Origin of the sequence: Tunturiibacter gelidiferens (genome assembly GCF_051013345.1) — a bacterium.
GTDB lineage: Bacteria > Acidobacteriota > Terriglobia > Terriglobales > Acidobacteriaceae > Edaphobacter > Edaphobacter gelidiferens_A.
This window is the reverse complement of the sequence record NZ_CP132939.1, coordinates 3,437,508-3,463,727: the sequence shown is the minus strand read 5'-3', so window position 1 is coordinate 3,463,727 and position 26,220 is coordinate 3,437,508. Positions and strand designations below refer to the sequence as shown.

Here is a 26,220-nt window from a genome sequence, read left to right as displayed (position 1 = left end):
CGCCTTTATTACGTAAACCCGGCTTTTACGGATTACACTTATTTCTTTTCATCGACGTCGACATACTCAGCATCGATAACGCCTTCATCCTTCTTCGGCTGTTCGTGAGATTCGGTCGCCGCTGTCGCACCATCGGTCGGTGCTGAAGCCGCTGAGGCCTTGTACATCGCCTCAGCCAGCTTGTGGCTCACTGTCGTTAGACGATCCTTCGCAGCATTCAGCTCTGTCGCACTGGGAGTTCCAGCCAGAGTCGTCTTCGCCTCAGCCAGCGCAGTCTCCACCTCGGTCTTATCTGATGCCTGAACCTTATCGCCAGCATCCTTCAACATCTTTTCGATGTTGTAGACCAGCGAATCCAGTCCATTCCGCGCCTCAACCGCGTCGCGCTGCTCTTTATCTTCAGCAGCATGAGCCTCGGCATCCTTCGCCATCCGCTCAACCTCTTCCTTGCTCAGGCCCGACGAGCTCGTAATCGTAATCTTCTGATCCTTGCCAGTCGCATTGTCCTTCGCCGTTACATTTAGGATGCCGTTTGCGTCGATGTCGAACGTAACCTCGATCTGCGGCACGCCACGCGGAGCCGGCGGAATCCCTGAAAGCTTGAACTTACCCAGCGTCCGGTTCTGCGCCGCCATCGGCCGTTCGCCCTGCAGCACATGCACCTCAACCTCAGTCTGCGAATCAGCCGCCGTCGAGAACGTCTCCGTCTTCTTCGTCGGAATCGTCGTATTCCGGTTGATCATCGCCGTCGCCACGCCGCCCATCGTCTCAATCGACAACGTCAGCGGAGTCACATCGAGCAGCAACAGGTCCTTCACCTCGCCTGCCAACACGCCAGCCTGAACCGCCGCGCCGATCGCCACAACCTCATCCGGGTTCACACCCTTATGCGGCTCCTTGCCGAACAGCTCCTTCACCAGCTGCTGGATCTTAGGCATACGAGTCTGTCCACCGACGAGAACCACCTCATCGATCTTGCTCGCATCCACGCCAGCATCCTTCATCGCCTGCTTCGACGGCCCAATCGACCGCTGCAGCAGATCATCCACCAGCGACTCCAGCTTCGCGCGAGTCAAGTTCCGCACAAGGTGCTTCGGTCCACTCGCATCGGCAGTAATGAACGGCAGATTGATCTCCGACTCCTGCGCCGTCGACAGCTCGATCTTCGCCTTCTCCGCAGCATCCTTCAACCGCTGCAGCGCCATCTCGTTACCCTTCGCATGCAGATCAAGCCCGGTGTCAGACTTGAACTCGGCAATCAGCCAGTCCACGATTCGCTGGTCGAGGTTGTCACCACCAAGGTGAGTATCACCATTGGTCGACTTCACCTCAATCACGCCTTCGCCAACCTCGAGGATCGAGATATCGAACGTACCGCCACCGAAGTCATAAACGGCAATGGTCTCGTCCTTCTTCTTATCCAACCCATATGCAAGCGCAGCCGCCGTAGGCTCGTTCACAATGCGCTTCACATCAAGTCCTGCGATCTTGCCGGCATCCTTGGTCGCCTGACGCTGCGCATCGTTGAAGTAAGCCGGAACCGTAATCACAGCCTCGTTCACCGACGTTCCAAGATAGTCCTCAGCCGCCTTCTTTAGCTTCTGCAGAATCATCGCCGAGATCTCAGGCGGAGTGAACTCCTTGCCCTGCGCGCTCACCACAATGTTGTCGCCCTTGGCGATAACCTTGTACGGCACCATCTTCATCTCGTCGCCAACTTCATTCATACGGCGGCCCATGAACCGCTTGATCGAATAAACGGTGTTCTCCGGGTTCGTAATCGCCTGGCGCTTGGCCACCTGGCCCACCAGCCGCTCCCCGCTCTTGGTAAACGCAACCACAGACGGAGTCGTCCGGCCACCCTCTTCGTTCGGGATCACCTTCGGCTCGCCGCCCTCCATCACCGCCACGCATGAGTTCGTCGTTCCCAAGTCAATTCCAATAATCTTCGCCATCCCACATCCCCATTCCGGGCTCGCAGCCCATCAACATTTTTGACTGCTCAAGGATCTCAGCTTGAGTCACTTATTGTCAACTATTCTGATGTACCCCCCACCTCTTAGATTCAAAACCGTTACCTTTCTTCCAAATAGCTTCAGACGCCCATCAGACATTACGAAAGAACTGAAATTCGACCCAAAATTCGCTCCAAGACCTCCAGTCCCCGCCCCGCCCCTCCGATAAACCAAACAGGCGATCCGCCAAAATATCCGGACGACCTCGCCCAAGCGGTCCCCCGAAGGTGTCATTGTCGCCCTTGATGCCCCCGGTTACGCTTCCTTCAATTAATGCATCACTTGGAGCTCTGCTCATGCCTTCCCTTACTGCACGCCGCACCGCACGCCGCCTTTTGAAAGTCGCCTCCCTGGGCCTTGCAGGCCTCCTCGCCGGTCTACTCTCCGGCTGCAACACCACAGAAGACTCCCCCAACATCTCGACCACCACCTACACCTGGTCCGCCCACCTTCCCAAGAGCCTCGACGCCGTTCAGGTTCCCCCACTCCGCCACTCCCCCTCCACGCGGAGACTTCAAACGGGTTCTTACCACAACGTCTCCCAGTCAATGGGCCCGATGGGCCGCAACCCCTCCTAAGCCCATTGGCACCGAACCGGCAGTCGAACGCCGGAAACCACAACCAACAAGCGCGGCAGGCTCCATCCAACGGGCCTGCCGCGCTTTTTGCGTCGTTAACCGCCCCATGCGACCCAAAGAATGCATCCATTACCTCCTTTTTTGCCTCTATTTAGGAGACAATCACTGCACCCAAGGAACCCCTCGGAAGACCATGGCCTCGGCTGCGACCGCACCACAAGATCAATCCGCTTCCGTCACCCAAGGCGTCAACCCCTGGCTGATCGCCGCCTCGGTCATGCTGGCCACCTTCATGGAGGTGCTCGACACCGCGATCGCCTCGGTCGCCCTGCCCTACATCGCTGGCTCCCTCTCTGCCTCAAACGACGAAGCCACCTGGGTTCTCACCAGCTACCTCGTAGCCAACGCGATCGTCCTTCCCGCCAGCAACTGGTTCTCCCTAAAATTCGGCCGCAAGCGCTTTCTCCTCTCCTGCATCGTCATCTTCACCATCGCCAGCTTCGCCTGCGGAGCAGCTCCAACCCTGCCCATATTGCTGTTGGCCCGCATCGTTCAAGGCGCCGGCGGTGGCGCCCTCCAACCTCTCTCCCAGGCCATCCTCCTCGAATCCTTCCCACCCGCCAAACGCGGAGCCGCCATGGCCGTCTTCGCCTTCGGAGTCGTCGTAGCCCCAGTCCTCGGCCCCACCCTAGGCGGCTGGCTCACCGACACCTACTCGTGGCGCTACGCCTTCTATATCAACATCCCCATCGGCGTCCTCGCGATCCTCATGATCAGCCGCTTCGTCCACGACCCGCCGTACATCAGCAAAGCCCGGGTCCCCGCCTTTGACCGCTACGGCTTCGCCGCCCTCGTCGTCTGGACAGGCTGCCTCCAGGTCGTCCTCGACAAAGGTCAGGAGGACGACTGGTTCGGAGCCACCTGGATCCGCTGGGCCGTCTTCTTCCTCATCACATCTTTTATCTACTTTTGCTGGCACTGCTGGCGCGACAAAGACACCATCGTCGATCTAAAAGTCCTTAGAGACCGAAACTTCCTCCTCGGCTCCATCCTCATCTTCATGTTCGGCGTCGGCATCTACTCCACCGTCACCGTCCTGCCGCTCTTCTATCAGGAACTCCTCGGATATACAGCCTTCACGGCCGGTCTCGTCGTCGCGCCTCGGGGCATCGGCGCAGTCTGCGGCATGCCCATCATCGGCTATCTCTCCAACAAGGTTGACCCGCGCTACCTGCTCACCTTCGGTTTCTTCACCTTCGGCCTCACCACCCTCTACTTCGGCAACGTCACCCTCGACATCTCCCCCACCACCCTGCTTCTCCCTATCCTCATCACCGGCTTCGGTCTCAGCTTCGTCTTCGTCCCCATCAGCACCGCCGCCTACGGCACCCTTGATGCGAAACAGATTGGCAACGCCAGCGGCCTCTTCAATCTCATGCGCAACGTCGGCGGCTCCATCGGCATCTCCATCGCCTCCACCCTGCTCACCCGCCGCGCTGACGTCCACCAGAACGAGATCCTCAACTCGGTTCCCCGCACCGGTCAGCAGTTTCAGAACTCCCTCGGCAGCGTGACCCAGTTCCTGAGCAACCCCTACGGACAGACGAACGCCGCCGATCCCGCCCAAGCCATGCTCTACCAGCAGCTCGGTCGCCAGGCCTCACTCTGGGCCTTCGTCGACGTCTTCCGTTGGCTCTCGCTCCTCTGCTTCTTCTGCGTCGGCATCGTCTGGCTCTTCAAAAAGTAAAACCAGGCAAGCCCCCGCCGGCGCTCACTAAAAGCCGTCCTTCCGACCAACGGGAGGACCTAAGCACCCACCCAACCAAGACCGGTACACAAGTCACGAAGTGGCCGCCTCCCGCGTAGGGAGCCCGTCCGGCAGGACAGCCGATCCGGCCTCTGAGATACCCTCAAAGACATGCAGCGCGACCGGCTCCCTTATCTCCTTATCCCTCTAGCCGCCTGCATCGCCATCCTCCCTCTCATCCTCCACGGCTGCTCCTGCGGCCACGACTTTGACTTCCACCTTCTCAACTGGATGGAGGCCGCCCGTCAGTTCTCTCACGGCAACCTACACCCTCATTGGGCCTACACCGCCGCCTGGAACGCAGGTGAACCCCGCTTCGTCTTCTACCCCCCACTCTCCTGGGCCCTCGGCGCCATCCTTACCCTCATCTTCCCAATCAGCGCAACCCCCATCCTCTACACATGGCTGGCCCTCACCGCCAGCGGCCTCGCCCTCCATCGTCTGGCACGAGACTTCGCTCCTCCAACCGCCGCTCTATTAGCCGCAATCCTCTACACGGTGAACCCTTACATGCTCTTCACCGCCTACGAGCGCACAGCCTACGCCGAGCTTCTCGCGGCCGCCTTCATCCCACTCCTGCTCCACGCCATCCTGCGCGAGCGCGTCACCATCCCCGGCATCGCCATCCCCATTGCCCTCCTCTGGCTAACCAATGCCCCCGCCGCCGTCATGAGCTGCTACGCCCTCGCGCTCCTCACCGTGATTCGCCTCGCCAGGCCCTCCAACACGCCTCGCAAAGATATTGCCGTCAACACCGTCGCCGGCACTCTCCTAGGAATGGCCCTCGCCGCCTTCTACATCCTCCCCGCCGCCTACGAACGCCGCTACGTCCAGATCACCATGGCCATCATCCCCAACATGCGCATCCAGGACAACTTCCTCTTCCACCACACCGGCGACGCCCCCCACGATCAAGTCCTCCACACCGCATCGATCATCGCTCTCATCCTGCTTGTCGCGACCCTCACCGCCATCGTCATCTCCATCGCCCAACTCCGCTCACCCCGCAACCCGGATTCCCGAACACCATCCGACACAGCAGCGCCGAGACCAACCAACCCCAATAACCAACCGTCATCTCTATTGGAGCGCAGCGAAGCTGCCCTGTGCTCCATCAGGATCCGCACAACTTCCCTCCTCGCATCTCTTGCCACCCTCACCGTAGCCATCAGCCTCCTCCTCACGCCAATTACCAACATCCTCTGGAACCACGCCCCCGAGTTAGCCTTTCTCCAATTCCCCTGGCGCTTCCTCGCGATCCTCGCCGCCGCCATGAGTCTGGCCATCGCCTTAGCCATCGCCCGCGTAAACCTCAAACCCACGGCCAGCGCCGCAATCACAATCGTCGTCGCCGCTGCTCTCACCTATCCGGCATACGCCCTCTTCCACCAATCCTGCGACGAAGAAGACACCCCCGCCGCCCGCGAAGCTCTCTTCCACTCCAACCGCGGCACAGACCCCACCGACGAGTACACCCCCACGACCGCCGACAACGACCCCCTCGCGCAAAGCGACCCCGCCTACTGGCTCTCCCCCGACCCCAACGCCAAAGCCCCCACCCAAACCCAGCCCGCACCCGCACCCACACACCTCACCCTCAACCCGCCCATCCCCGAAGACCTGGTCCTCAACCTCCGCGACTACCCCGACTGGCGCATCACCGACAACGGTTCCCTCATCACCACCCGCGAACAGCGCGACGACGGCCTCATCGCGCTCCCCCTTCCCCCGGCCCTTCCACCATCGACATCACCTACGTCCGCCACATTGACCAAACCCTCGGCGACATCCTCTCCACCATCGCTTTCGCTCTCCTCCTCCTAATCCTCCTCCGCAAATCCCCCACGACGAACCAAACCTGAAACCCAACCCTGGGGCACTTTCGGTCTCAACGGCCGCCCGTCACCCAAGCGCAACGTACACGACTGTCATTCTGATCCCGAGCTAGTCGACGGGTGAAGAACCCAGCATTGCCTCGACTTCTCCCACTTCAAAAATATCCCGCGCGCCTAGACCCTAAACCCAGCCCTACACGCTAAGCCTTACACCCTAAGTACTCAAGCTGATTTATCATCGAACCCGATGCAACCCACAGTAAAAGACCTGCTTCTCTCCGGCGTACAGCTTACCGACTCCGCCCTCGAACGCCTCCTGCCCGCTACCGACACCCTTCCCCACTCCATCCATCGCGCCATGCGTCACAGCACCTTCGCTGGTGGCAAGCGTCTTCGTCCCATCCTCTGCATGGAAGCCGCCAGAATGGTCACCGGCTCACAAACTTATCCCGAAGGCATCGCCGATCTCGGCGCAGCGTTGGAGATGATCCACACCTACTCCCTCATCCACGACGACCTCCCCGCCCTCGACAATGACGACCTCCGCCGCGGCCAGCCCACCTGCCACGTAGTCTTCGGCGAAGCCACCGCCATCCTCGCCGGCGACGCCCTGCAAACCCTCGCCTTCCAGACCATCGCCGGCCTTCCCATACCATCCCCCACCACCGTCGCAATCATCCGCGAGATTTCCCTCGCCGTAGGTACCGGCGTAGGCCGTGTCGGCGACCTCGACACAAAACTCCCTCCCGGCATGATCGGCGGTCAGGTCATGGACATCGAAGCCGAAGGAATGCCCCCGACGGCCGCCCTCGTCGAAGCCATCCACCGCTCCAAGACCGGCGCGCTCATCACCACCAGCATCGTCTCCGGCGGCCTCTACGGTCTCAGCCTGCGGCATCGCTCAGCGAGCAGCGGCTATGGAAACGGCAGCGATGAACCCGCCACCGAATCAAAATCTCGCTCTGACACAGGCCGCACCGCCTACGCCCCCTACGCCGACACCATCGCCCGCCTCCGCACCTTCGGCGAGAAGGCCGGCCTCGCCTTCCAAATCGTAGACGACGTGCTCGACATGACACAAAGCTCCGAAGAACTAGGCAAGACCGCAGGCAAAGACACCGCGAGCATCAAAGCCACTTGGCCCGCCGTCTTCGGCATCGAGCAATCCCTCCACGACGCCGAAGAGCTTATCGCGGACGCCTTCGCCGCCCTCGCACCCTTCGGCGAAGCCGCAGCGCCGCTCAAATCGCTCGCCCAATATCTGGTCGAGCGCAAAAACTAACAGAATCTCCTCTCCACCCCTTCACGAACGGTAAACTCTCAGCCTACGAAGATTTTCCTCTTCTCCGTCAGTAATCTCTCGGCTCTTGCCATCGCAACACTCTCCGTCGCGAGTCTCTCTGCCTTCGCACAATCCTCAGGCACCCTCCTCGTAGCCTACGTCTCCTGCAACAAAGATCACAAAGTCGCAGCCATCGACCGACTCTCGCAACACATCGCCCCGAAGAGGGAAGACCCGTCTTCAATGAACTACGCAGGGTAACCCGCGTCCATCCATTCCTTAAACAGCGAAACGCGATCCGCTGACCACGGTTCATCAGGAGGCATGGTGCCTGCGGACACCGTACCGTAAACAAGACTTGCATTAGCGGGGACACGCATCCATGCGAAGTCATCAAGAGCAATCCCATCAGGCTTCATGCATTCAACGTCCCCATCCCGGAAAAGAGGGCGGATATCTTTAGCAAAGCTGAGCGCCATGGAGCCTCCTTAACGATACAAAGATGATTCTGGATTCTACGCCACTCCCCACGTCGCAGAATCGATCTCCTCTGTTCGACCTTCCTCATCGACCTCCCTGAATTTCACAAATGCCTGACATCCACACGCTGCATGGGTCTCGTACCCCATGCACCCGGAAAGTTCTCCGAGACCCCTGGGCCCCTAAAAATCGCAGCGAACCGTGGATGAACTTTTCAGGAATTGAATCAGGAGATTTACCGCAATGAATACGCAAAAAGAACTTGAAGCCATCCGTTCGTCAGAAGATAACCAAACAGGGTCCTCCCGACGATCGTTTCTCAAAGGCGCCGCGCTTACCGGAGCCGCAACCTTCGCCGCTATCGGCGCACTCTCCACCACAGCCTCAGCCGAGCAACAGGAAGAGACAGACAGCATGCAGTACGAACACGAACACCTCAAGAAAGGCGATCGCGACATCCTCATCGCCGCACAGATCGCCGAAGCGCTCGCCGTCACCACCTACACCAACATCATCAACACCTCTCCCTTCTTCAAAACAATCCCTGACGACGATCAGGGCTACCTCATCGGCGCTCGCCAGGAGGAGATGTCCCACTATCTTCTCGAGCAGTCTGTCACCGACCAGTTCACACCCTTCACCCAGTTCTTCTATCCCAAAAAATGTTCTCCGACGCTCAGACCACACTCAACATTCTGGTCACTCTCGAGGACGCATTCATCGCGGCTTATCTTGTTGGCGTTCGCAACTTCTCCACTCGCAACCTGCGCCTCACCGCGGCTCGCATCATGGGCATCGAAAGCGATCACCGGACCCTTGCACGAGTCGTAGGTGGCGACGTGACCCCGCAGTTTGGCGGCCCGATCAAATCGATCACCGGTATCCAGGGAGTCGTAGAGAGTATCGCTCCCCCGAACAACAACGGCTACGAAAGAACGTTGTGCTGGACTTCGATCGATCAGGCTTTAGCCGCACTCACACCCTTCGTAAACTTCAGCGCCGCCAAGGCCGCAGGCTTTGACACCGCACAATCCTTCCCATTCGAGCCCTTCACCCCAACCCTGCCCAACCCGCTCGGAGACTTCATCTCCTTCAGCGGCTGCTAACCCACTCTACCCAGAATGCCCACATCTCAACCCTTGAGGTGTGGGGCATTCGTGCGTCACCAACATTTATTGCAGAGCTGTCCTCTATCATCAACACAGATGCTCACCGAGTCCGACATCCTCAAGGCCCTCCGCGACTGCTACGACCCCGCCCTCCCCTGCAACATCGTGGACCTCGGCCTCATCCACTCCCTCACCATCACCCGCGACACCGAAGCCCCCGGCACCAACATCTCAGGCGTCCCTCAAAAGCACATCATCGAGATTGCCCTGACCCCCACCCAAACCGACGAAGCCTCTCAAGCGAGACTCGTCTCCCAAATCACACACCGCCTCGCGGGCCTTGAAACCGTAAGCCGCACCACCATCACTCTCCTCAAAGCCCCCATCTGGACGCCACTCAACATCACCCCAGCCGGCCGCAAAACCCTCGGCCTCGACGGCAACCCCAACCTCATCCAGATCCGCTAAACCATGCCCCCACGCAAATCCAAATCCGTACTGGTGATGCCTCCACCACCGCCGCCACAACATCCCTTCGACCAGATCCACGGCGTCGAAACCAGCGGCCTCATCGCGGCCGGCAACCTCACCACTGGCCATCCCAACGACGCCCACGTCACCGCCTACTACGGCGTCGCTCCGAGCATCCTCCGCACTCTCATCGGTATCTGGCGCGACAGCAATCCACCTCACCCCATCCACCACTACACCTTCGTGGACATCGGAGCTGGCAAAGGCCGCGCCATGCTCGTCGCCAGCGAACTCCCCTTCCACCAAGTCATCGGCATCGAACTCAACCCCAACCTCGCCGACACCGCCCAGCTCAACCTCGAACACTGGCGTGCCTCCCACGCCGCCGACACCACAGCCTCAGCACTCGCGCCCATCCGCCTCCTCGAACAAGATGCCCTCACCTTCGACTTCCCACGCACCCCCACACTCGCCTTCCTCTTCCACCCCTTCGAGGCACCCGTCCTCAAGCTCCTCCTTCGCCGCATCGAAACCCAGTTCGCCGCACGCCAAGGCGCACCCACCCCTGCCTTCGACCTCCTCTACGTCAACTCCGAGTGCCGCGCCGTCCTCGACTGCCACCCTGCCTTCACCCGGCTCTTCCTCGGCCCCGTAGCCATGTCCCCCGAGGACCACGCTGCCGACCTCGCTGCCATCGCCCAGCAAAAAGAGTACGGTTCCACCGGCGACGAAGAGTGTGCTATCTACCGCCTCACCGGCCGCAAAAAACAACCCGCCTAATCCAAGACGATTTCTCAGAGCGTGACATAAGCCGCGCCCCAAGAATCGCCGTCTGCTTCCGAGCAGCCTGCCGCGATCAGTGTCCCGCCGGATAAGAAGGCGGCTTTGGCGGTCCACCAGCGCGTGCGACCCACCACAATCCTTACTTGATGTAATACCCAGACACCCGCCACACCTTGTCCTTTTCCCGACTCATAATCAAAGTCTCTTGCGCGGCGGGCTTATGCTCAAAGCTTGTCATGTCCAGAATCATGACGTAGTCCCCTTCCGGCACACCCGGCAGCAAAGTCGTATACGTGGCGCTCTGCAGCTTTCTGCTATCGAGCTTGCCCATCGGCTCCCGCACCGACTTCATGGATGACTCAAACTTCTCCACCGTAACCGCTCCCCTCAACACCGCCGCTGCCGCCTTCCAACTCTCGGCATACTTGCCGGCATCCATCATCGCCAACCAACTCTCGCCCTCCCGAACGGCCATCTGCTCCGCCGTCTGCTGCACCATCGGAGAGTGCTCCTGCGCAGCCCAGCCCACCGGTCCACAAACCATTCCCGCCCACACGCTAATCATCAGAGCGCTCTTCAATACCATCCGCATACAGACCTCACTCAACAAGATTAGTCAGACACGCCAATGCTAAGCGCCCCCACCGTTCGAAGCCAGACAATTCCCAAAGCTAATCAGCACAGAGAACAGCTCTACGCCTTCACCCGCACATAAAACATGCGCTCATCCCCACCGGCATGTTCAATCACGATCTCCCCATCGGCCCGCTCCACGACACTTGGGAACTTCTCTCCCCACTCCACCAATACAAGCGCATCCTGCTCCTCGCTCATCTCTTCCAGTCCCAGCGTCAACAACTCCCGTTCCGTCTCCAACCGGTAAAGATCGAGATGAAACAGCCGCACCTTCTTCCCCGTGTACTCGTGCACCAACGTAAAAGTAGGACTGGTCACCTCCTCCTCCGACGCTCCAAGAGCGGCGGCAATCCCCTTCACCAGCGTAGTCTTGCCCGCGCCCAAATCCCCTCGCAGCACAAACATCTTTGGCACAGGCAGCAACATCTCTGCTACCCTCTCACCCATCGCCAGCGTCCCCGCTGCGCTCCGCGTCTTGAACCGCTTCTTCTCCCGCAATTCCAAGCTCACCCTTGTTGCCTCCCCCATATCGTTCTTCATCTTCTTATTTTGAACGGAAATCCTCCTCCATCCCGCCCCATTTCCCCTTGATACAAGATCAATACGTTGCGCATAAAATCCCGGCAGATACTTTCGAGCTAAAAAGCCAAGCGAAATTCATACTTGGCTCTCATAGGTCGATGAGACGGTCTGGGTCTATCGACGATGATATTTTTACCGCGGTGCTCGCGCGTTCATTTCACACAGACACTCACCGCCGTCGTTGCCGTGACTGAACCGCTTGTGCCCGTTACCGCAATGATATAGTTTCCGACGGTTGTACCTGAATTTGTTGTGCAGGAGCCGGTGGGTTCAATAGCTGGATTATTGATCCCGCCACATCCGATGGCAGCTCCGGAAACGATAGCGACTGCCAGCATGGGAAGTAGTGTCTGCCATCTCCATCGGATACGCGGTCGATAAAAAATTAAAATGGCCACCGTGATGCTGCTGTAGAAGAATGAGAGTTGCTTCGCGGTGGACCGAGACGTGGAACCGGATGCAGTGGTATTCACAACGAGTGTTGCTATCGCCGCTGTCCCCAACCATACGGAACCAGGTGCGCCAATCTGGCACGTAGGTTGGTAAGCTGACCCTTCAGGACTGATGACAGCACATGTCAATGCCACACTTCCACTAAATCCTCCGTTTGAAAACACGGTGATGGTCGAATTTGCAGATACTCCAGCAACGACGCTGACTGGCGTGCTGGTAAGCGTGAAAGTTGGTGGAGCGCCGAGGCGCGATGTGGTAACTGTGTAGGTCCCACGCGATAGATTGCTAAAGGTAGAGACTCCAGTCTGGTCCACGCCTCCCAGCGTAATCTCCTTCTTGCCAACAAATATAGGGGAGAAAGCAACTCTGAAGTAGGCTACAACGTTGTTCCCGAAGGTTGTCGCATAAGTCCCTATACCAAACAACGTGCATTGACTGTTGGTAAGGGCAGCAGGTGATCCTGAGGTTATTGGCGAGCCATAGTTGGTGCCAGCGTCGTTCACTAGAAAAATGTCAGTCGAACCAGGGTCATAACGCAACTTACATGCGTTGGCGGCGAGGGTGTTATCTCCTAAGCTCTTTAGGTTCAAAAAAACAGATTGAATTTTAGAGGTTGTGTCTGAATATATCGCCGTAAATGTTTGCTCCGAGCCACTCCCGGAAGAAGGCGATATAAATACAGGAGACACGCTAGCGGCGACGTTATAAATTCCAACTTGTGTCGGTGGATTTGCATCTCCTGTCCATTCTTTACTGTCAGCAGACAGGTATACTTGCTTAGCCCCCTGAATGCAGTTGAGAAAGCTACAAAAAATCTAACCGTCACGCTGTCGCCGGAGATGTTTGCGGAAGATAAACTGGCGAGCACCGAGCATTGGGAGTTACTGACACTCTGAGCAGTTTCAGCGGTGGCCATGGTGGAGAGGAATTTACCTCCCGAGTCTTGTACCAGTTGGATGACTCCTGAGCTGACGTTATAGGTCAAAATGCATTGATCTGACGACCATCCGCTCCTACTTAGCGGAGTAACACCGTTCATAATAAAAAGAGAAAACGACTGCACATCCGTTACACCTCTGGGAAAGATGTAGGTCGCCACAAATGCCTGCTCTGAACCACTACCGACCGACGGAGAAAAAGACACCAGGTGAGCGCTTTGGGCTCTCAAAGCAATGCTCGCACCTATCCCAACAATTAGAAGCGCGAGCACCCGACCTAGCTTCGACGTAGGGCGAAACGATCTAACGACTACGTGATTGAAACGAATCATGCCTATCCTCCGAGATTCACTAAAGAACCAGCAAGAGTTTGAACGGCTACTGTGACCTCCCCTAGCGAGTCAGACATAGAGTCTCCTTGCCTCCCTCAGTCGACCTCTCACTACTGCTTTAGGAATGCGATCAAGTTCCGCCGTTCTTCTGCCTTGGGAACGCTGAAGCTCATATTGTTGTCCGGAACCATCAAATCGGGATCGCTCAACCACTTCTCCAGGGTCGCATCGTTCCAAGTCACACCAGAATTCTTCAAGCCCGCGGAATATGTAAATCCCGCAATGCTCCCGGCCCTTCTGCTATACACTCCGGCCAACCTCGGTCCCTCCCGGTCGACAGCTATCGCATGGCAGCCCGTGCAGCGCTTCTCAAACACTGCCTTACCCCGCACCGCATCACCATCCCCAGCCAATGTCGCCTCGCTCCCACCCGAGCTCTTGCCGAGCATCGACAGCGTTTGCACATCAGCCTTGGAAAGCTTCGCGTTCCAGTGCAGCAACCGATACTGCAGCGGAGGCATGTCCCCCTTCTTTGCCTCTTCGACGATCTTCGCAGCCAAAACCTCCTGCTTATCCGTCGGCATCTGCTCCCAGTGTGAGAGGTCCATCTTCTTGCGTGCCTCAATGATGTCCCTCTCAATCAGCCACGATCCCGGAGCAATCCGCGCATACACTGGCCAGCGAGTCTCGCTCGAGTGGCAGTCCGCACACTTCTTCACCAGTACCGCCTTCGCGTCTGCGGGCATAGTCGCACCCTCCAGCAGCGTGCCGAACCCTTTCGCCGGCTCGACACGCGGGTTCCCAAACGGATGAACATTCCCCAACGCCACTACTGCGGCTACCGTCAATACCGCAGCAATCCAAGGGCGCATTAGACAGTCTCCGCCAGTGTCGAATCGACGACAGCCAGATGATTATGTCCTCGAACGACCTTGACCTTAGTCACTCCGAGCACACTCTCCAACTTGCCCGCTGGAACCATCATCGGTCCTGGATTCGGAGCCGCTCCCGGTGCAGGCTGCGGAAACGCCGTCGCCAGCGCCGTGTGGAAAGCCACATTGCCTTCGACCTTCTGCACAACCTGGTGAATGTGACCGTTCAAAACCGTCACCGAGCCGAAAGGATTCAGCATGGCGAGCGCCCGCTCACCGTCCTTCGTGCCCCATCCCCATTTCTCATAGACCATCCACAAAGGAATATGCGCGAAGACCACGATCGGCGTTGAATGGCTCAACCCGCCCAGGTCAGACTTAAGCCACTTCAACTGATCCTCGCCCATATTCCCCATCGCATCTACTTGTACGCAGTTGTTCAAGCCTACAAAGTGAACGCCCTTGTGGTTGTAGCTGTACCAGCCATTGCCCACGGTGTTCTTGCCAAAACGTTGTTTGTACTGCGTACCGTCGTCGATATAATCGTGCTCTCCTGGCACATAGAAAACCTCATTTTTGAAGTCCTTGATAATTTGCGAGGCCGTATCGAACTCCGCTGCTTTCGAATTCTGCGTGATGTCGCCTGTGTGAAGCATGAAGTCGGGAGCCTTCACGCCGACAGGCACAATATTGGCCCTCTCAATCGCCTTCTTCAGCGTTCCTGTTACATCCGGGTTGGCACCCTTATTGAAGCCAATATGGCAGTCGCTAATCTGCACGAAGGAGAAGTCCTCTACCTTACCAACACCAGCACCGCCACCCTTGATCGTCTGCGCTAACAATTTCGAAGTTGGCACGCCGCCAACCATCGACCACAAGAGCCCTGTGCCGGCCCACGCCATACACCCTAAAAAATTGCGCCGATCGATGCCATCTCCCGCGGGTTGCGCAACACCCAGGTTCGCGCGCTCTACTTCGTCTTCCTTTAAACCGATTCATATCAATCTCCATCTGATTCTTGATTGCCTACACCGTCCTAAACTGGCGAGACGCGCGTTTATTCCCGTCCGTCCATGAAAAACGCGAGGAATAATCCGGCAGCAATTTGGTTAACAAAGATGCTTATTCGCCTGTTGTGGCCGAGGACGGCGAATTTCACGTTCATCCCTAGAACGCTGGTAACGGTGTGAAATAAATCTGCATCATCTTAGTTTCAGGAGTGGTACCAGACTTCTCTTTAGCCAGCGGTTCTAACATTCGTTTCACAACCATTCGTCATGTTCCCTCATGCCGATCCTCACACCATGATCCCTGAAACCATACCCACCACCCGTTCCGCCATCCCCCCGCCATCCTCCGCGCTTGACTTTGCTATGATCCTCAAAGCTGCTGAGCCTGGTCGTCGTTGGGATCGATCATGGTCCGATTCCGCTCCACGGACCGCAGCCCGTAACCCCAGCCAGCTCGAGGTCGAGGCAAACTGCACCATGCTCTCTAAAACCACCCGCAGCGCAGACTTCGAGCGACTAGCGCTTCCTCTCTTCGCATCGCTCTACAACCACGCCTCCTGGCTCACTCACGATCAGGCCGAGGCCGAAGATCTCGTGCAGGAGACCTTCTCAAAGGCTCTCCGCGCCTTCGACTCCTTCCAGTCCGGCACCAACTTCAAGGCTTGGATCTTCCGCATACTCCGCAATACGTTTCTCACCTCGCGCACCGGCATCGGCTTCTCCCGCACCGTCTTCCTCGAAGACAATCCCGAAACACTCGACACCACCAACGCGGGCCCCACCCCAGAAGACAATCTCATCCGTCTCGACAACCAGGCCGCTCTTCACACAGCACTCGATCAGCTTCCGCCACAACTACGCGAAATTTTGCTGCTCTGCGACGTTGAAGAGATCAAGTACAAAGACATCGCCCTCATCCTCGACGTCCCCATCGGCACGGTTATGTCTCGCGTTTCGCGCGCCCGCAGCACCCTCCGTCAACTCTTGCAGCCGCAATTTGGGAAATCCCTATGAATCAGCCGTCACAAAACAATTACTCAACGGAACATCTCAACCCGGACGAGCTCAACGCCTTTGTCGACCGCGAACTCTCACCGAGCGAGCAGCAGGGAGTTCAGCATCATCTCGCTGCCTGCCATGCCTGCACGCTCCGCGTCCTCTCCGCCACCCAACTCAAAACCGCAACCGCCCGCGCCGGGCAACGATTCGCCGCGCCGCCCGAAGCCTTGGCGCGCCTCACCGCCCAGCTCCATTCGCAACAAATGCAAACGCAACCGAAAGCGTCTGCAAACATCTATCACTTCCGTCCCGCAGCCTGGACAGCACTTGCCGCAGCCATTCTTCTTACCCTCTCCCTCCTTGGTTGGCGTCAGTTGCATCCAACCAACAACCTCGCCGCAGAACTCCTCGACCAGCACCTCGCCGCTCTCTCCAGCGGAGCAACCCCACAAGTCATCTCCACCGATCGTCACACCGTTAAACCGTGGTTTCAAGGGCGTCTTCCCTTTAGCTTCAACCTTCCCGACGTCCTGCCCCCCGACACGATCTTAAAGGAGCCGATCTCACCTACATCGGCGGACAACCGGCCGCACTGCTCCTCTTCACCATTCACAGACATGAAGTCTCTATCTTCCTGACGCAACGATCCGCCACCCCAGCCCTCGCCACACTGCCCAACATACGTGCAGGTTTCAATCTCCAAACCGCCGCCACATCGGACCTGCGTATTGTTGCCGTCAGCGACGTCAATCCCGCCGACCTCAATCTCCTGTTGTCCGCCCTGGTTCGTACACAGAAACCCGAGTGACCGAATGAAAGTCTCTTCGGCACGAACGAAAAGCTCCACATCCGGGTTTTCGTCGTTTGGCAGTTCACACAACAGTTGGCGCGGTCGGGTATTTCGTGCCCTGAGGAATATATTGGGCTGCCAGCGCGCCAAAGATTCTCACCTGCTCCTCGGCCCACGCTGCATCCTTGCCGATTTCTCTGGCGAGTAGAGATGCAACCTCAGGCGCTATCGCTATCGCCGCACGCGCGTTCAACAGCAGAGCACGAGTGCGTCGCGCCAGAGCATCGTCCAACGTGCGAGACATCTCGTTTCGTGCGGCCCATACGATCTCCGCCGCAATGTAAGGAAGATCAGGATGCAGTAGTTTGGCAAGCTCGGGGTTTTCTTTTGAAAGTTCGAGAATTGCTGGAGCATCTGCTCCATATGCGGACAGACTGCCAAATTCCTCAGGATGCTGATAGTAGCCGTGAATATGCATGGTAGCCGTAACACAAGGCTTTTCGTCCAGTCGACCGAGGGTAGTGGCGTGGTCGACACAGTCTTCGGCCATGTGTCGATAGGTCGTCCACTTTCCGCCGACGATCGTGAGTAGACCGGAGTGGTCAATGTGAATCGTGTAGTCGCGCGAGAGCGAGGAAGTCTTTCCATCGCTGGCTCCAGCAGCCTTTACCAGCGGCCGGATGCCGACATACACGCTGAGGATATCCTCTCGAGTCGGCTTGTGGCTCAGATAACGGCCAGCTGTCTCAAGGACGAACTCAATCTCCTCCTCAAAGGGTAGCGGCTCGTACGATACCGTCTCGATAGGTGTATCCGTTGTACCGACCAGAGTGCGGTTGTGCCAGGGAACGGCAAACAGGACGCGTCCATCGTCGGTGTGGGGTACAAGCAGAGCCGTGTCCCCGACCAGGAACGACCGGTCGAACATAAGATGAATTCCCTGGCTGGGCGCCATCATCGTTTCGGCCTCGGGTTCGGCGAGCCGGCGGATTTCATCGGTGAAGATGCCTGTGGCATTCACCACGGATCGAGCCGCGATTTCAAACCTTTCTCCGCTTTCACTATCTACGGCCACCACCCCCTGAACAAAACCCGACTCATCTTTCTTCAGCTCGACTACGCCCGCGTAGTTCAACAGGGTCGCACCATGCTCCGCGGCAGTCGTCATCAGATTGATCAGCAGACGCGTGTCATCAAACTGCCCGTCGTGGTACATCACCCCCACGCAGGCCGTCCTTGCGAATCGTCGGCAAAAGCTCCAACGTCTCTTCGAGGGAAAGTACCTTGGACGCGCCGAAGCTGTATTTTCCTGCAAGAAAGTCGTAGACCTTCATCCCAATACCATAGAACGGCGCCTCCCACCAGGAGTAATTCGGGACGATGAACTTCAGATCCTTCACGATGTGCGGAGCATTGCGCAGGAGGATCCCCCGCTCCTTCAACGCTTCCATCACAAGCGAGACGTTCCCCTGCTCTAGGTAGCGGACACCACCATGAACAAGCTTGGTGGCGCGGCTGGAGGTTCCTTTGCCAAAGTCTTCCCGCTCCAGAAGCAGCACATCGTAACCTCGCGATGCTGCATCGACGGCAACCCCCGCTCCTGTAGCTCCTCCGCCGATCACCACAATGTCCCAGGGTTCTTTCCTATTGCGTACACGAGCTACCATCTCATCGCGATTCATCTGCTCTCCTTGTTCCAATGGCGAGAACGCTCGACAGCTTCTCTCCAATTCTCCTGTAGCTTTTGCATCTGTTTTTTGTCGGTCTTCGGCTCGAAGATGGTGTCAGCCTTGCGATGCTGCGTCAACTCGTCGATGCTACTCCAGAATCCGCTGGAGAGACCGGCCAGATAGGCAGCACCAAGCGCCGTCGTCTCAAGCACAGCGGGGCGATGAACCGGGACACCCAGCAGGTCGGCCTGAAACTGCATGAGGTCGTCGTTGGCTGCGGCTCCCCCATCTACGCGAAGCTCCGTGAAGGGATTTTTCGTATCGGAGTCCATCACTCCAAGAACGTCCGCAACCTGAAATGCGATGCTCTCGATGGCGGCTCTCGCGATGTGGGCGATTTGTGTGCCGCGCTGCAGGCCAATGATCAAGCCCCTTGCCTGCGCATCCCAGTAGGGCGCGCCAAGGCCGGTAAATGCCGGAACAAAGACCACACCATCCGAGTCAGGCACAGAGGCCGCGATCGCCTCCACCTCCGACGATTTTCGGAAGAACTTCATGTTGTCGCGAAGCCACTGCACCACAGCTCCGCCGATGAAGATGCTGCCTTCAAGTGCATAGGCAAGTTTCTGATCTGTGCTACAGGCAAGCGTTGTAATCAGCCGATGGCCCGAAAGCGTGAACTTACCACCGATATGCTGCAGCAGGAAGCAACCCGTCCCATAGGTATTCTTGGCGTCGCCGGGAGAGACACAAAGCTGCCCAAACAACGCGGACTGCTGGTCGCCAGCCATTCCTGCGATCTCTACTTCGCCGAGGCCGAGTGAGGTCGTTACCTGTCCTACGTTCTCGTTAGACCAGACAACCTCAGGCAAAAGACTCTTTGGAATATTGAAGAGCTTCAGCAGGTCGTCGTCCCACCGGTCTTCCACGATGTTATAGAGAAGCGTCCGCGACGCATTGGTGCGATCTGTGATGTGACGTTTCCCACTGGTCAAATTCCACACCAGCCAGCTATCGACCGTCCCAAAGGCGAGTTTTCCTGCCTCGGCACGCGCTCGTGCTCCACTGACGTTTTCCAGTATCCAGGCGACTTTGCTCGCGGAGAAGTAAGGGCTCAATAGAAGTCCTGTCTTCTGACGCACGGTCTCCTCCGCTCCACCATCCGCGAGCTTCTTTGTCAGGCCAGAGGTACGGCTGTCCTGCCAGACGATGGCGTTATACACCGGTTTCCCTGTCTCGCGGTCCCAAACGATCGTTGTCTCCCGCTGATTGGTGATCCCAAGCGCGACGACATCCCTTGGGCGTACTAGCGTTTTGGCCAAAACCTCAATCGCAGAGCTGAGCTGCGAGGTAAGAATGTCAAAAGGATCATGTTCTACCCAGCCGCTACTCGGATAGATCTGAGGGAATTCGCGCGATGCAGTCCCCGCAATCTGACCGTCATGATCGAAGAGGATCGCGCGGGAGCTCGTCGTTCCTTGATCGAGCGAAAGTACATACTTCATCTCGTCTCCTCTGATGCTCGTGTCTTGAAAAACGATTTTTTCCGTCGAGCGCTACGCCTTCGCCGCATCGAGCAGCGCTTTCTCTCGCGCTGGCAGAAAGGGTCGAATCAGAACCTGGTAAGTTCCCCCGCCCACAAGTCCTCCAAGTAGCGGCGCGACGATGGGTATCCACCAATAGCTTTGTGGCGAAGGCAGCGCAGAAGCACCCCAGCCTGTGAAAAAACAGAACAGCCGTGGCCCAAAATCGCGGGCAGGATTGAGCGCCCATGCTTCCAGGTAGCCCATCGAAGCGCCAATCAACGCCACCAGAAACCCAATCATCAGCGCTCCTGCGTTCGCCCCGGGCGCCATTTCGTTGTACTGCTCAGTAATTGCAAAGATGCCAAAGATCAGAAATGCAGTAAGGATGATCTCATCCCCAAAGGCGTGCATCGGCGTAATCGCGAGGCCCGGGTGAGTGAAGAAGACTCCCGCGGCCCCGCCTGTAGCGCGGGTAAGGTGATTCGTCAGATTGAAGTTGTCGATCACCGGGGAGAACAGCGTATACACGATCCCGGCACCGAGAAAGGCCCCGGCAATCTGCGCGAGGCAGTACGGAAGCACCTTGCGCCAGGAAAACCCTCGGTATACTGCGAGTGCCAGCGTAACGACTGGATTACCGTGGCAACCGCTCACCGATGCCGTCGTGTAGATAGAGATCGTTACCGCCAACCCCCACGCAATACACACTCCCCAGTACGCCTGCTGATACGGGCTCGGACTATACAGCGTGTACATTGCCGCGACCGAGTCGCCGAAGGCAATAATGATAAACATCGCCACTGCCTCTGATATCAACTGCCCAGCGAACGTCTTGCTCATGCAGCGCTTCTCCTGACTTGCTAGATCGATTTACCGCACTTGGACGGCAGCCTCCACAGATCAAGATTGCGGATGCCCGTTCGCTCGCCATTATCTACATTTTTTTCATTGCGTGGAGCATTGCCTCACAACGTCTGTCAAAATCCAGATAGTTGCCATCTTCCACGCGAAGTAACGATTGTCTCAGATCCTCATCGAAAATTCTGCGATGTCCACACCCGTGAGCTGGGTCAATGAAGTCCGTGAACTCCCCTCTTGTCCCGTCCGATCCCGCATAATGGGAAACTAGGGAGTTTTCGCATGGGTTTATTCAGCAAAAAGATTAAGCAGGAACACAAGATCATGCTCCAGCATGATCGCGCCGCCGGTACGCTTCAACCTGAATCGCACCGCGCCACCTCCGAGTGCCCCCAACCCGAGCGCTGGAGCATGATCGACTCCATGACCGCCGAGCTCGAGGTCCTCGAGTTCCTCGCTACACTGGTCACAACCATAAAGCCCATGCTGGTCGTTGAAACCGGATCTTTCCTCGGCGTTTCCACAGAATGGATTGCAAAGGGTCTCGAACGCAACGGCTTCGGCAAGGTCGTCAGCTGCGAGTTTGACCCCGTCGTCTATGCTCGCGCAAAAGAACGGCTCGAAGCCTCCCCGCTCAAGCCCTGGATCGAACTTCGCAACCAGTCCAGCCTCGAGATGACCATCGACGGCACCATCGATCTCTTCTTCTCCGACTCCGACATGCCGATCCGCGAGCAGGAGGTGAAGCGCTTTCTTCCGCAGATCAATCCCAACGGCCTCATCCTCATGCACGACGCCAGCTCGCACCACAAGGTCGTCCGTGACGCGGCGAAGTCGATGGAATCGGAAGGGCTTCTCTCCGTCGTCTTTTTACCTACCCCTCGCGGACTTGTCATCGCGCAGCCTCGCGCCGGCCGCAGCTAAACGCGGGGAATAAGCGAATGCCAAGCCCACAGACACAACGACGGTCCTTTCCTTTTAGAGCACCGTGGCACATCTTCTGGGTCGGATTGCTCCTCCGTGTCCTCTACATCACTCTCGCCCATACCTATCGCATCCGCCCCTCGGAGGATCATCTTCAGTTCGGCTGGGAGATGGGCCGAATCGCCCGCGCACTCTCTACCGGCTTCGGTTACGCAGACCCCTTCACGGGTCATTCCGGCCCCACCGCATGGGTACCGCCTCTCTATCCTCTGCTGCTTGCTGGCGTCTTCAAGATCTTCGGCGTCTACACCGCAACGTCCGCCTGGGTCATCCTGACCATCAACAGCATCTTCTCCGCAGCGACGGCTCCTCTTATATTTGAAATCGCCGCAAGATGCTTTCGTCCAACAGGCCGAGCCCGTAGCATCGCCCTCTGGTCAGCATGGCTTTGGGCGCTCTATCCCGCCGCTCTGCAATATGCCGTTCACTGGGTCTGGGACATGGCACTTACGGCTTTTCTCTTCTCCGCCGTAATCACGATTGCCCTTCGTGTTCGCAACATAGGCGAAGATCCTCCAGAGCCGAATCCTCAAACTACGCTTCGATGGTGCGCCTTCGGGCTCTTCTGGGGCATGATCGCACTCCTGAACTCGACCATTCTTCTCTTCCTCCCTGTGTGCGGCGTCTGGATGCTCCTTGGCACTGCAAAAAAGGACGCAGCGCTCGGCCCCGCGGTCGGCAAAGCCATCATCGCCGCAGCAATCTTTCTCGCCTGTCTTGCCCCGTGGATGGTTCGCAACGAAAACGTCTTTCACGCCTTCATCCCTATTCGCGGCAACCTCGGCGCAGAGCTGCACGACTCCGTTCTCGACTCCTATAACGGATTCACCGTCGGCACTAGAGTCCCTGTCTGCGACGTCTGCCCGGAGTATCTCGAATACAAAAATATAGGCGAATACGCCTACGTCCAGCGTGAAGGAAAGCTCGCGCGCGAACATATCCGCACCCACAAACTGCGCTTCTTCGAACTCGCTCTCAAGCGTTTTTACTTTTACTGGATCAGCGTCCCCAAGCCAGTCGAAAAAGGAGTCCTCAACGAAGCCTTCCGTGTTCTGAACTACAGCTTTGTCAGTCTCGCCGCGCTTCTAGGTCTCTTATTAGCGCTGAAGCAACGCATCCCAGGAGCCATCCTCTTCGCATGGGCTTTTGCGCTTCTACCGCTTACCTACTACTTCGTCACTGTCCAGGCACGCTTTCGTCACCCGCTCGAACCGCTCATGACCATCCTTGCGGTCTATCTTTTCCAATCCGCCTCGCGTTCAGGTCGTCGACTGGCAACTCCGCTATGAGAGTCTCACAAACCCTGCATTCATGTCTGAGTGTTACTAGAATTGCCGATCTGCCACGCCTTCGCATACTTCCAGCTGATATAAGCCGAATGGTAAAGATGAAGTAACAACCCCTCGCGACCGTCCATAAATCCCAGACGAAACCCGAAGTTCCAGACAAACGTCAGGATCGGGACCAAAGCAACGTTCCAGCAGAACGCTACCCACGAACGGCTGACCTTCCCCTTTTCCGCAACGATCTGGCCGCCAAGACTGCTATACCGGTTCATGTGTTCAAGATAGATATTCAGATCGGGATAGCCATGGTGGAGAAAGTCATTCTTCATCGTCTCCACCCCGCCCGCAATCTGCACAGACTCATGCACCGGGCGATCGGTGAAGCAGGCCGCGCCAGAGTCCGTCAAGCGACGAAACAGCCGTAGCTTAAGATCCGGATAGTAGCCCCCGTGACGCATCCAGCGTCCGAGAAAGACGTGCCGCAGCCGCAGCCGGTAGCCATTGATCTGCGTCCCATCCTGTGAATCTGCCTCGAGCATCCGGCCAATTTCCTTCTGAAGCTCGACCGTTAGCTCTTCATCCGCGTCAAGCGAAAGAACCCATGTCCCCACACACTTTTCGATAGCAGAGTTCTTTTGCTTCGCAAATCCCTTCCACGGCTCCGTAAAAGTCTTCGCTCCGAAAGACTTCGCAACCTCCAAAGTACGATCGGTCGAACCCGAATCCACCACCACCACCTCGTCCGCAAACTGCACGCTCGAGAGCGTCCGCGCGAGGTTGGCTTCTTCATTCAGCGTGATGATGGCAACGGATAGTGTCGACCTCGGCATGTCTCTTCATTCTATGTGCCTTTGCCACGAATCCAGACACCTTCATCGTGTCGTAACAAAGTCAGACTACTGTTTTCCTGGTGCAGGAAGATTGGAAACAAGCTGATTGAACCGCCATTAATGAATTCTCCCCTCACAAAAATTCCATCCAGTCCCGGCCGCGGCCGATGCTAACCAGACGACGCCTTCTCCAACGGGGGCTCACCACCGCTGCTGGGTTCAGCATCAGCAAAGCGGTGCCAGCAATGCAACAGGCGATGGCCTCACCCGCGCAGGTACGTAGCGGAGTCAAGCTTACGCCCTACGTCGATGCCCTTCCCACTCCCCCGACTATCCGCGCAACGGGAAAGCCAAACGAAATAATCGACATCGAAATGCGGCAGTTTCAACAGAAGGTCCACCGGGATCTCCCACCGACAACCCTCTGGGGATACAACGGATGCTGGCCCGGTCCAACCATAGAAGCCGAAAGCGGCCAGCCCCTCAGTATCAACTGGATCAGCAAGCTCCCCACAGCGCATCTCCTCCCCATCGATCACTCGATCCACGGTGCTGAATCGTCTCTCCCCGCAGTCCGCAACGTCGCGCACCTCCACGGTGCCTGCACGATGCCCGACGACGACGGCTATCCCGAAGCTTGGTTCACCGCGCAAGGTGAACACGGTCCGCATGGGTCGAAGTTCAACCCGCGCCCCTCCGCGTATCCCAACTGCCAGCCTTCCACCGCTCTTTGGTATCACGATCACTGCCTCGGCATCACCCGACTGAATGTCTACGCTGGATTAGCAGGCTTCTATCTCATTCGCGACGAAGTGGAAAGAGCACTCAACCTGCCGCAGGGCGACTTCGAGATTCCCCTCATGTTGCAAGACCGCCTCTTCCACCATGACGGCTCTCTCTTCTACCCAAAAGTTGTCAACGGTCCGAAGGAACACCCGGTCTGGATCCAGGAATTTTACGGCGATTACAACTGCGTCAACGGAAAAGTCACCCCTTCCTGGAAGTCGAGCCGCGCAGGTATCGCTTCCGCATCGTCAACGCAGCTAATGCACGCTTCTACCATCTGCGACTCTTCAACTCCGACGCTACTGGCAAAGTCCAGAATGATTCCTTCGACGTGCCGTCCTTCCAGCAGGTCGGCACCGACTGCGGTCTGCTTCCTGCCCCCTCGAACTCCACTACCTCCTCATCGGACCAGCCGAGCGCTTCGATATTGTCGTCGACTTCTCTGACTGTGAAGGCAAATCCTTCGCGCTGATCAATGACGCCCCTGCTCCCTATACGATGGGCGGCCAGTGCCTTGCCGAGGATGTCATGCTCTTCAAGGTGACCAAGCCTCTTTCGAGCAAAGACACCAGCGTAGTCCCTGAAACGCTCGCGCCCTTCGAGCCGCTCTCCCCCGACTACGGAACCCGGGAGCGTCTCCTCCTCGTGTCAGAGAAGGAGCGTCCCTCCGACGGCTACGTTATCACCGGCCTTCTGGGAAACGCACGCTGGCATGAGCCCATCACCGAAGATCCCAAGGCGGGTTCAACCGAGATCTGGTCCTTCGTCAACACTACGGGCGACGTTCACCCCCTGCACGTTCACCTCGTACGCTTCCAGGTCTTGAATCGCCAGGCCTTCGACGTGCCAACCTATCAGCAGACAGGCAAGCTCGTCTTTACGGGAAAGCCAATGGCGCCAGAAAGCAATGAGCGCCCCGCTTACAAAGATACGATCAAGTCTTACCCAGGCTACGTCACCCGCGTCATCATGCGCTTCGATCTCCCTCACGGAGCGCAAGTCTCTCACGGCGACGAACTCCTCTACGTCTGGCACTGTCACATCCTGGAGCACGAAGACAACGAGATGATGAGACCTTACAAAGTCATCGTTTAGCTCACACAATTCGTGCCTCGCACAGGTTGACAATGAATGAGAGATGAACGGAGGGTTACTTTCAAATTCATTTTTGGTGCGACGAAATGCTGCAAACAATGTAACCGCAATTATTGATCATTTCATTTACGCGTGACACATCAACGCGACCTTTGCCTCTACGGTTATCCCACTGAGGTTGTATTCCCCAACGGGTCAATCCGTTCCCTCAGT

Annotated in this window: 25 protein-coding genes and 1 pseudogene; 14 read left to right on the top strand and 12 right to left on the bottom strand. The window is 57.5% G+C overall.

The features are described from left to right. Positions 1 to 38: 38 nt before the first annotated feature. Positions 39 to 1,955 carry a molecular chaperone DnaK gene (gene dnaK / locus RBB80_RS17330; protein ID WP_433963746.1) on the bottom strand — a complete coding sequence of 639 codons (1,917 nt, stop codon included), beginning with the start codon at positions 1,953 to 1,955 and terminating at the stop codon, positions 39 to 41. Between the two features lie 356 nt (positions 1,956 to 2,311). Between dnaK and RBB80_RS17325 the strand changes: the two genes are divergently transcribed. The 4 genes from RBB80_RS17325 to RBB80_RS17310 all read left to right on the top strand — a co-directional run bounded on the left by RBB80_RS17325 (position 2,312) and on the right by RBB80_RS17310 (position 7,517). Continuing rightward, positions 2,312 to 2,593, top strand: a complete 282-nt coding sequence (locus tag RBB80_RS17325; RefSeq protein WP_433963745.1) for a hypothetical protein — start codon at positions 2,312 to 2,314, stop codon at positions 2,591 to 2,593. Between the two features lie 193 nt (positions 2,594 to 2,786). Next, positions 2,787 to 4,340, top strand: a complete 1,554-nt coding sequence (locus RBB80_RS17320; RefSeq protein WP_433963744.1) for a DHA2 family efflux MFS transporter permease subunit — start codon at positions 2,787 to 2,789, stop codon at positions 4,338 to 4,340. Between the two features lie 171 nt (positions 4,341 to 4,511). Further along, on the top strand, positions 4,512 to 6,224 hold the full coding sequence (locus RBB80_RS17315) for a hypothetical protein (protein WP_433963743.1): 1,713 nt from the start codon (positions 4,512 to 4,514) through the stop codon (positions 6,222 to 6,224). Positions 6,225 to 6,482: 258 nt separating this feature from the next. Continuing rightward, on the top strand, positions 6,483 to 7,517 hold the full coding sequence (locus RBB80_RS17310; RefSeq protein WP_433963742.1) for a polyprenyl synthetase family protein: 1,035 nt from the start codon (positions 6,483 to 6,485) through the stop codon (positions 7,515 to 7,517). Positions 7,518 to 7,765: 248 nt separating this feature from the next. On the opposite strand, the gene RBB80_RS17305 is transcribed toward RBB80_RS17310, so the two are convergent. Then, the gene (locus tag RBB80_RS17305; RefSeq protein WP_433963741.1) at positions 7,766 to 7,996 is read right to left on the bottom strand and encodes a hypothetical protein; all 231 of its coding nucleotides are present in this window, start codon (positions 7,994 to 7,996) and stop codon (positions 7,766 to 7,768) included. 244 nt (positions 7,997 to 8,240) lie between these two features. On the opposite strand from RBB80_RS17305, the gene RBB80_RS17300 reads away from it, so the two are divergent. The 4 genes from RBB80_RS17300 to RBB80_RS17285 all read left to right on the top strand — a co-directional run bounded on the left by RBB80_RS17300 (position 8,241) and on the right by RBB80_RS17285 (position 10,357). Continuing rightward, a complete protein-coding gene (locus RBB80_RS17300) occupies positions 8,241 to 8,828 on the top strand; it encodes a twin-arginine translocation signal domain-containing protein (RefSeq protein WP_433963740.1) in 588 nt (195 codons plus the stop codon). An 8-nt stretch (positions 8,829 to 8,836) separates the two neighbouring features. Further along, complete coding sequence (locus RBB80_RS17295) at positions 8,837 to 9,103, top strand: hypothetical protein (protein ID WP_433963739.1); 267 nt, start codon at positions 8,837 to 8,839, stop codon at positions 9,101 to 9,103. A 99-nt stretch (positions 9,104 to 9,202) separates the two neighbouring features. Next, on the top strand, positions 9,203 to 9,574 hold the full coding sequence (locus RBB80_RS17290; RefSeq protein WP_433963738.1) for a metal-sulfur cluster assembly factor: 372 nt from the start codon (positions 9,203 to 9,205) through the stop codon (positions 9,572 to 9,574). 3 nt (positions 9,575 to 9,577) lie between these two features. Next, on the top strand, positions 9,578 to 10,357 hold the full coding sequence (locus RBB80_RS17285) for a class I SAM-dependent methyltransferase (RefSeq protein ID WP_433963737.1): 780 nt from the start codon (positions 9,578 to 9,580) through the stop codon (positions 10,355 to 10,357). Between the two features lie 142 nt (positions 10,358 to 10,499). Here the strand turns inward: RBB80_RS17285 and RBB80_RS17280 are convergent, their stop codons facing one another. The 5 genes from RBB80_RS17280 to RBB80_RS17260 all read right to left on the bottom strand — a co-directional run bounded on the left by RBB80_RS17280 (position 10,500) and on the right by RBB80_RS17260 (position 15,030). Further along, a complete protein-coding gene (locus tag RBB80_RS17280) occupies positions 10,500 to 10,925 on the bottom strand; it encodes a DUF4019 domain-containing protein (protein ID WP_433963736.1) in 426 nt (141 codons plus the stop codon). A 128-nt stretch (positions 10,926 to 11,053) separates the two neighbouring features. After that, positions 11,054 to 11,524, bottom strand: a complete 471-nt coding sequence (gene tsaE, locus RBB80_RS17275) for a tRNA (adenosine(37)-N6)-threonylcarbamoyltransferase complex ATPase subunit type 1 TsaE (RefSeq protein WP_433963735.1) — start codon at positions 11,522 to 11,524, stop codon at positions 11,054 to 11,056. A gap of 206 nt (positions 11,525 to 11,730) precedes the next feature. After that, positions 11,731 to 12,621 (bottom strand): hypothetical protein, encoded by an 891-nt coding sequence (locus tag RBB80_RS17270; RefSeq protein WP_433963734.1) that lies wholly within the window; start codon positions 12,619 to 12,621, stop codon positions 11,731 to 11,733. A 790-nt stretch (positions 12,622 to 13,411) separates the two neighbouring features. Continuing rightward, on the bottom strand, positions 13,412 to 14,173 hold the full coding sequence (locus tag RBB80_RS17265) for a heme-binding domain-containing protein (protein ID WP_433963733.1): 762 nt from the start codon (positions 14,171 to 14,173) through the stop codon (positions 13,412 to 13,414). Then, complete coding sequence (locus RBB80_RS17260; protein ID WP_433963732.1) at positions 14,173 to 15,030, bottom strand: metallophosphoesterase family protein; 858 nt, start codon at positions 15,028 to 15,030, stop codon at positions 14,173 to 14,175. Before RBB80_RS17260 ends, RBB80_RS17265 begins: the two co-directional genes overlap by 1 nt. Before the next feature lie 447 nt (positions 15,031 to 15,477). Here RBB80_RS17260 and RBB80_RS17255 point away from each other — a divergent pair, with 447 nt between their 5' ends. Both RBB80_RS17255 and RBB80_RS17250 read left to right on the top strand, forming a co-directional pair. Continuing rightward, a complete protein-coding gene (locus RBB80_RS17255) occupies positions 15,478 to 16,197 on the top strand; it encodes an RNA polymerase sigma factor (RefSeq protein ID WP_433963731.1) in 720 nt (239 codons plus the stop codon). Then, positions 16,194 to 16,820, top strand: coding sequence for an anti-sigma factor family protein (locus RBB80_RS17250; protein ID WP_433963730.1), 627 nt, complete (start codon positions 16,194 to 16,196; stop codon positions 16,818 to 16,820). Before RBB80_RS17255 ends, RBB80_RS17250 begins: the two co-directional genes overlap by 4 nt. Before the next feature lie 234 nt (positions 16,821 to 17,054). Here the strand turns inward: RBB80_RS17250 and RBB80_RS17245 are convergent, their stop codons facing one another. The 4 genes and pseudogenes from RBB80_RS17245 to RBB80_RS17230 form a co-directional block, all read right to left on the bottom strand. Continuing rightward, complete coding sequence (locus RBB80_RS17245; RefSeq protein ID WP_433969723.1) at positions 17,055 to 17,450, bottom strand: glycerol-3-phosphate dehydrogenase C-terminal domain-containing protein; 396 nt, start codon at positions 17,448 to 17,450, stop codon at positions 17,055 to 17,057. A gap of 135 nt (positions 17,451 to 17,585) precedes the next feature. Continuing rightward, a pseudogene (locus RBB80_RS17240) lies at positions 17,586 to 18,639 on the bottom strand (glycerol-3-phosphate dehydrogenase/oxidase); the annotation flags it as partial. A gap of 11 nt (positions 18,640 to 18,650) precedes the next feature. Next, positions 18,651 to 20,147 carry a glycerol kinase GlpK gene (gene glpK / locus RBB80_RS17235; protein WP_433963729.1) on the bottom strand — a complete coding sequence of 499 codons (1,497 nt, stop codon included), beginning with the start codon at positions 20,145 to 20,147 and terminating at the stop codon, positions 18,651 to 18,653. Between the two features lie 51 nt (positions 20,148 to 20,198). Continuing rightward, the gene (locus tag RBB80_RS17230) at positions 20,199 to 21,008 is read right to left on the bottom strand and encodes an MIP/aquaporin family protein (protein WP_433963728.1); all 810 of its coding nucleotides are present in this window, start codon (positions 21,006 to 21,008) and stop codon (positions 20,199 to 20,201) included. A gap of 300 nt (positions 21,009 to 21,308) precedes the next feature. Between RBB80_RS17230 and RBB80_RS17225 the strand changes: the two genes are divergently transcribed. Together RBB80_RS17225 and RBB80_RS17220 are read left to right on the top strand one after the other, a co-directional pair. Then, entirely contained in the window at positions 21,309 to 21,950 is a 642-nt protein-coding gene (locus RBB80_RS17225; protein ID WP_433963727.1) for an O-methyltransferase, read from the top strand. Between the two features lie 17 nt (positions 21,951 to 21,967). After that, positions 21,968 to 23,299, top strand: coding sequence for an ArnT family glycosyltransferase (locus RBB80_RS17220; RefSeq protein ID WP_433963726.1), 1,332 nt, complete (start codon positions 21,968 to 21,970; stop codon positions 23,297 to 23,299). Between the two features lie 20 nt (positions 23,300 to 23,319). Here RBB80_RS17220 and RBB80_RS17215 read toward each other — a convergent pair whose 3' ends face one another. Continuing rightward, positions 23,320 to 24,126, bottom strand: a complete 807-nt coding sequence (locus RBB80_RS17215; RefSeq protein WP_433963725.1) for a glycosyltransferase family 2 protein — start codon at positions 24,124 to 24,126, stop codon at positions 23,320 to 23,322. Positions 24,127 to 24,293: 167 nt separating this feature from the next. On the opposite strand from RBB80_RS17215, the gene RBB80_RS17210 reads away from it, so the two are divergent. Beyond that, on the top strand, positions 24,294 to 25,358 hold the full coding sequence (locus RBB80_RS17210) for a multicopper oxidase domain-containing protein (protein ID WP_433963724.1): 1,065 nt from the start codon (positions 24,294 to 24,296) through the stop codon (positions 25,356 to 25,358). 82 nt (positions 25,359 to 25,440) lie between these two features. After that, a complete protein-coding gene (locus RBB80_RS17205; protein ID WP_433963723.1) occupies positions 25,441 to 26,007 on the top strand; it encodes a multicopper oxidase domain-containing protein in 567 nt (188 codons plus the stop codon). The last annotated feature ends 213 nt before the right edge of the window (positions 26,008 to 26,220 follow it).

What these genes read in the sequence shown, in the direction of transcription:
- RBB80_RS17315 (WP_433963743.1), top strand. Translation starts at nt 4,512, where the DNA reads ATGCAGCGCGACCGGCTCCCTTATCTCCTTATCCCTCTAGCCGCCTGC.
- RBB80_RS17285 (WP_433963737.1), top strand. Translation starts at nt 9,578, where the DNA reads ATGCCCCCACGCAAATCCAAATCCGTACTGGTGATGCCTCCACCACCG.
- RBB80_RS17230 (WP_433963728.1), bottom strand. Translation starts at nt 21,008, where the DNA reads ATGAGCAAGACGTTCGCTGGGCAGTTGATATCAGAGGCAGTGGCGATG.
- dnaK (WP_433963746.1), bottom strand. Translation starts at nt 1,955, where the DNA reads ATGGCGAAGATTATTGGAATTGACTTGGGAACGACGAACTCATGCGTG.
- RBB80_RS17265 (WP_433963733.1), bottom strand. Translation starts at nt 14,173, where the DNA reads ATGCGCCCTTGGATTGCTGCGGTATTGACGGTAGCCGCAGTAGTGGCG.
- RBB80_RS17255 (WP_433963731.1), top strand. Translation starts at nt 15,478, where the DNA reads ATGATCCCTGAAACCATACCCACCACCCGTTCCGCCATCCCCCCGCCA.
- RBB80_RS17210 (WP_433963724.1), top strand. Translation starts at nt 24,294, where the DNA reads ATGCTAACCAGACGACGCCTTCTCCAACGGGGGCTCACCACCGCTGCT.
- glpK (WP_433963729.1), bottom strand. Translation starts at nt 20,147, where the DNA reads ATGAAGTATGTACTTTCGCTCGATCAAGGAACGACGAGCTCCCGCGCG.
- RBB80_RS17320 (WP_433963744.1), top strand. Translation starts at nt 2,787, where the DNA reads ATGGCCTCGGCTGCGACCGCACCACAAGATCAATCCGCTTCCGTCACC.
- RBB80_RS17220 (WP_433963726.1), top strand. Translation starts at nt 21,968, where the DNA reads ATGCCAAGCCCACAGACACAACGACGGTCCTTTCCTTTTAGAGCACCG.
- RBB80_RS17225 (WP_433963727.1), top strand. Translation starts at nt 21,309, where the DNA reads ATGGGTTTATTCAGCAAAAAGATTAAGCAGGAACACAAGATCATGCTC.
- RBB80_RS17305 (WP_433963741.1), bottom strand. Translation starts at nt 7,996, where the DNA reads ATGGCGCTCAGCTTTGCTAAAGATATCCGCCCTCTTTTCCGGGATGGG.
- RBB80_RS17250 (WP_433963730.1), top strand. Translation starts at nt 16,194, where the DNA reads ATGAATCAGCCGTCACAAAACAATTACTCAACGGAACATCTCAACCCG.
- RBB80_RS17215 (WP_433963725.1), bottom strand. Translation starts at nt 24,126, where the DNA reads ATGCCGAGGTCGACACTATCCGTTGCCATCATCACGCTGAATGAAGAA.
- RBB80_RS17290 (WP_433963738.1), top strand. Translation starts at nt 9,203, where the DNA reads ATGCTCACCGAGTCCGACATCCTCAAGGCCCTCCGCGACTGCTACGAC.
- tsaE (WP_433963735.1), bottom strand. Translation starts at nt 11,524, where the DNA reads ATGGGGGAGGCAACAAGGGTGAGCTTGGAATTGCGGGAGAAGAAGCGG.
- RBB80_RS17325 (WP_433963745.1), top strand. Translation starts at nt 2,312, where the DNA reads ATGCCTTCCCTTACTGCACGCCGCACCGCACGCCGCCTTTTGAAAGTC.
- RBB80_RS17205 (WP_433963723.1), top strand. Translation starts at nt 25,441, where the DNA reads ATGCTCTTCAAGGTGACCAAGCCTCTTTCGAGCAAAGACACCAGCGTA.
- RBB80_RS17300 (WP_433963740.1), top strand. Translation starts at nt 8,241, where the DNA reads ATGAATACGCAAAAAGAACTTGAAGCCATCCGTTCGTCAGAAGATAAC.
- RBB80_RS17310 (WP_433963742.1), top strand. Translation starts at nt 6,483, where the DNA reads ATGCAACCCACAGTAAAAGACCTGCTTCTCTCCGGCGTACAGCTTACC.
- RBB80_RS17245 (WP_433969723.1), bottom strand. Translation starts at nt 17,450, where the DNA reads ATGCATATTCACGGCTACTATCAGCATCCTGAGGAATTTGGCAGTCTG.
- RBB80_RS17280 (WP_433963736.1), bottom strand. Translation starts at nt 10,925, where the DNA reads ATGATTAGCGTGTGGGCGGGAATGGTTTGTGGACCGGTGGGCTGGGCT.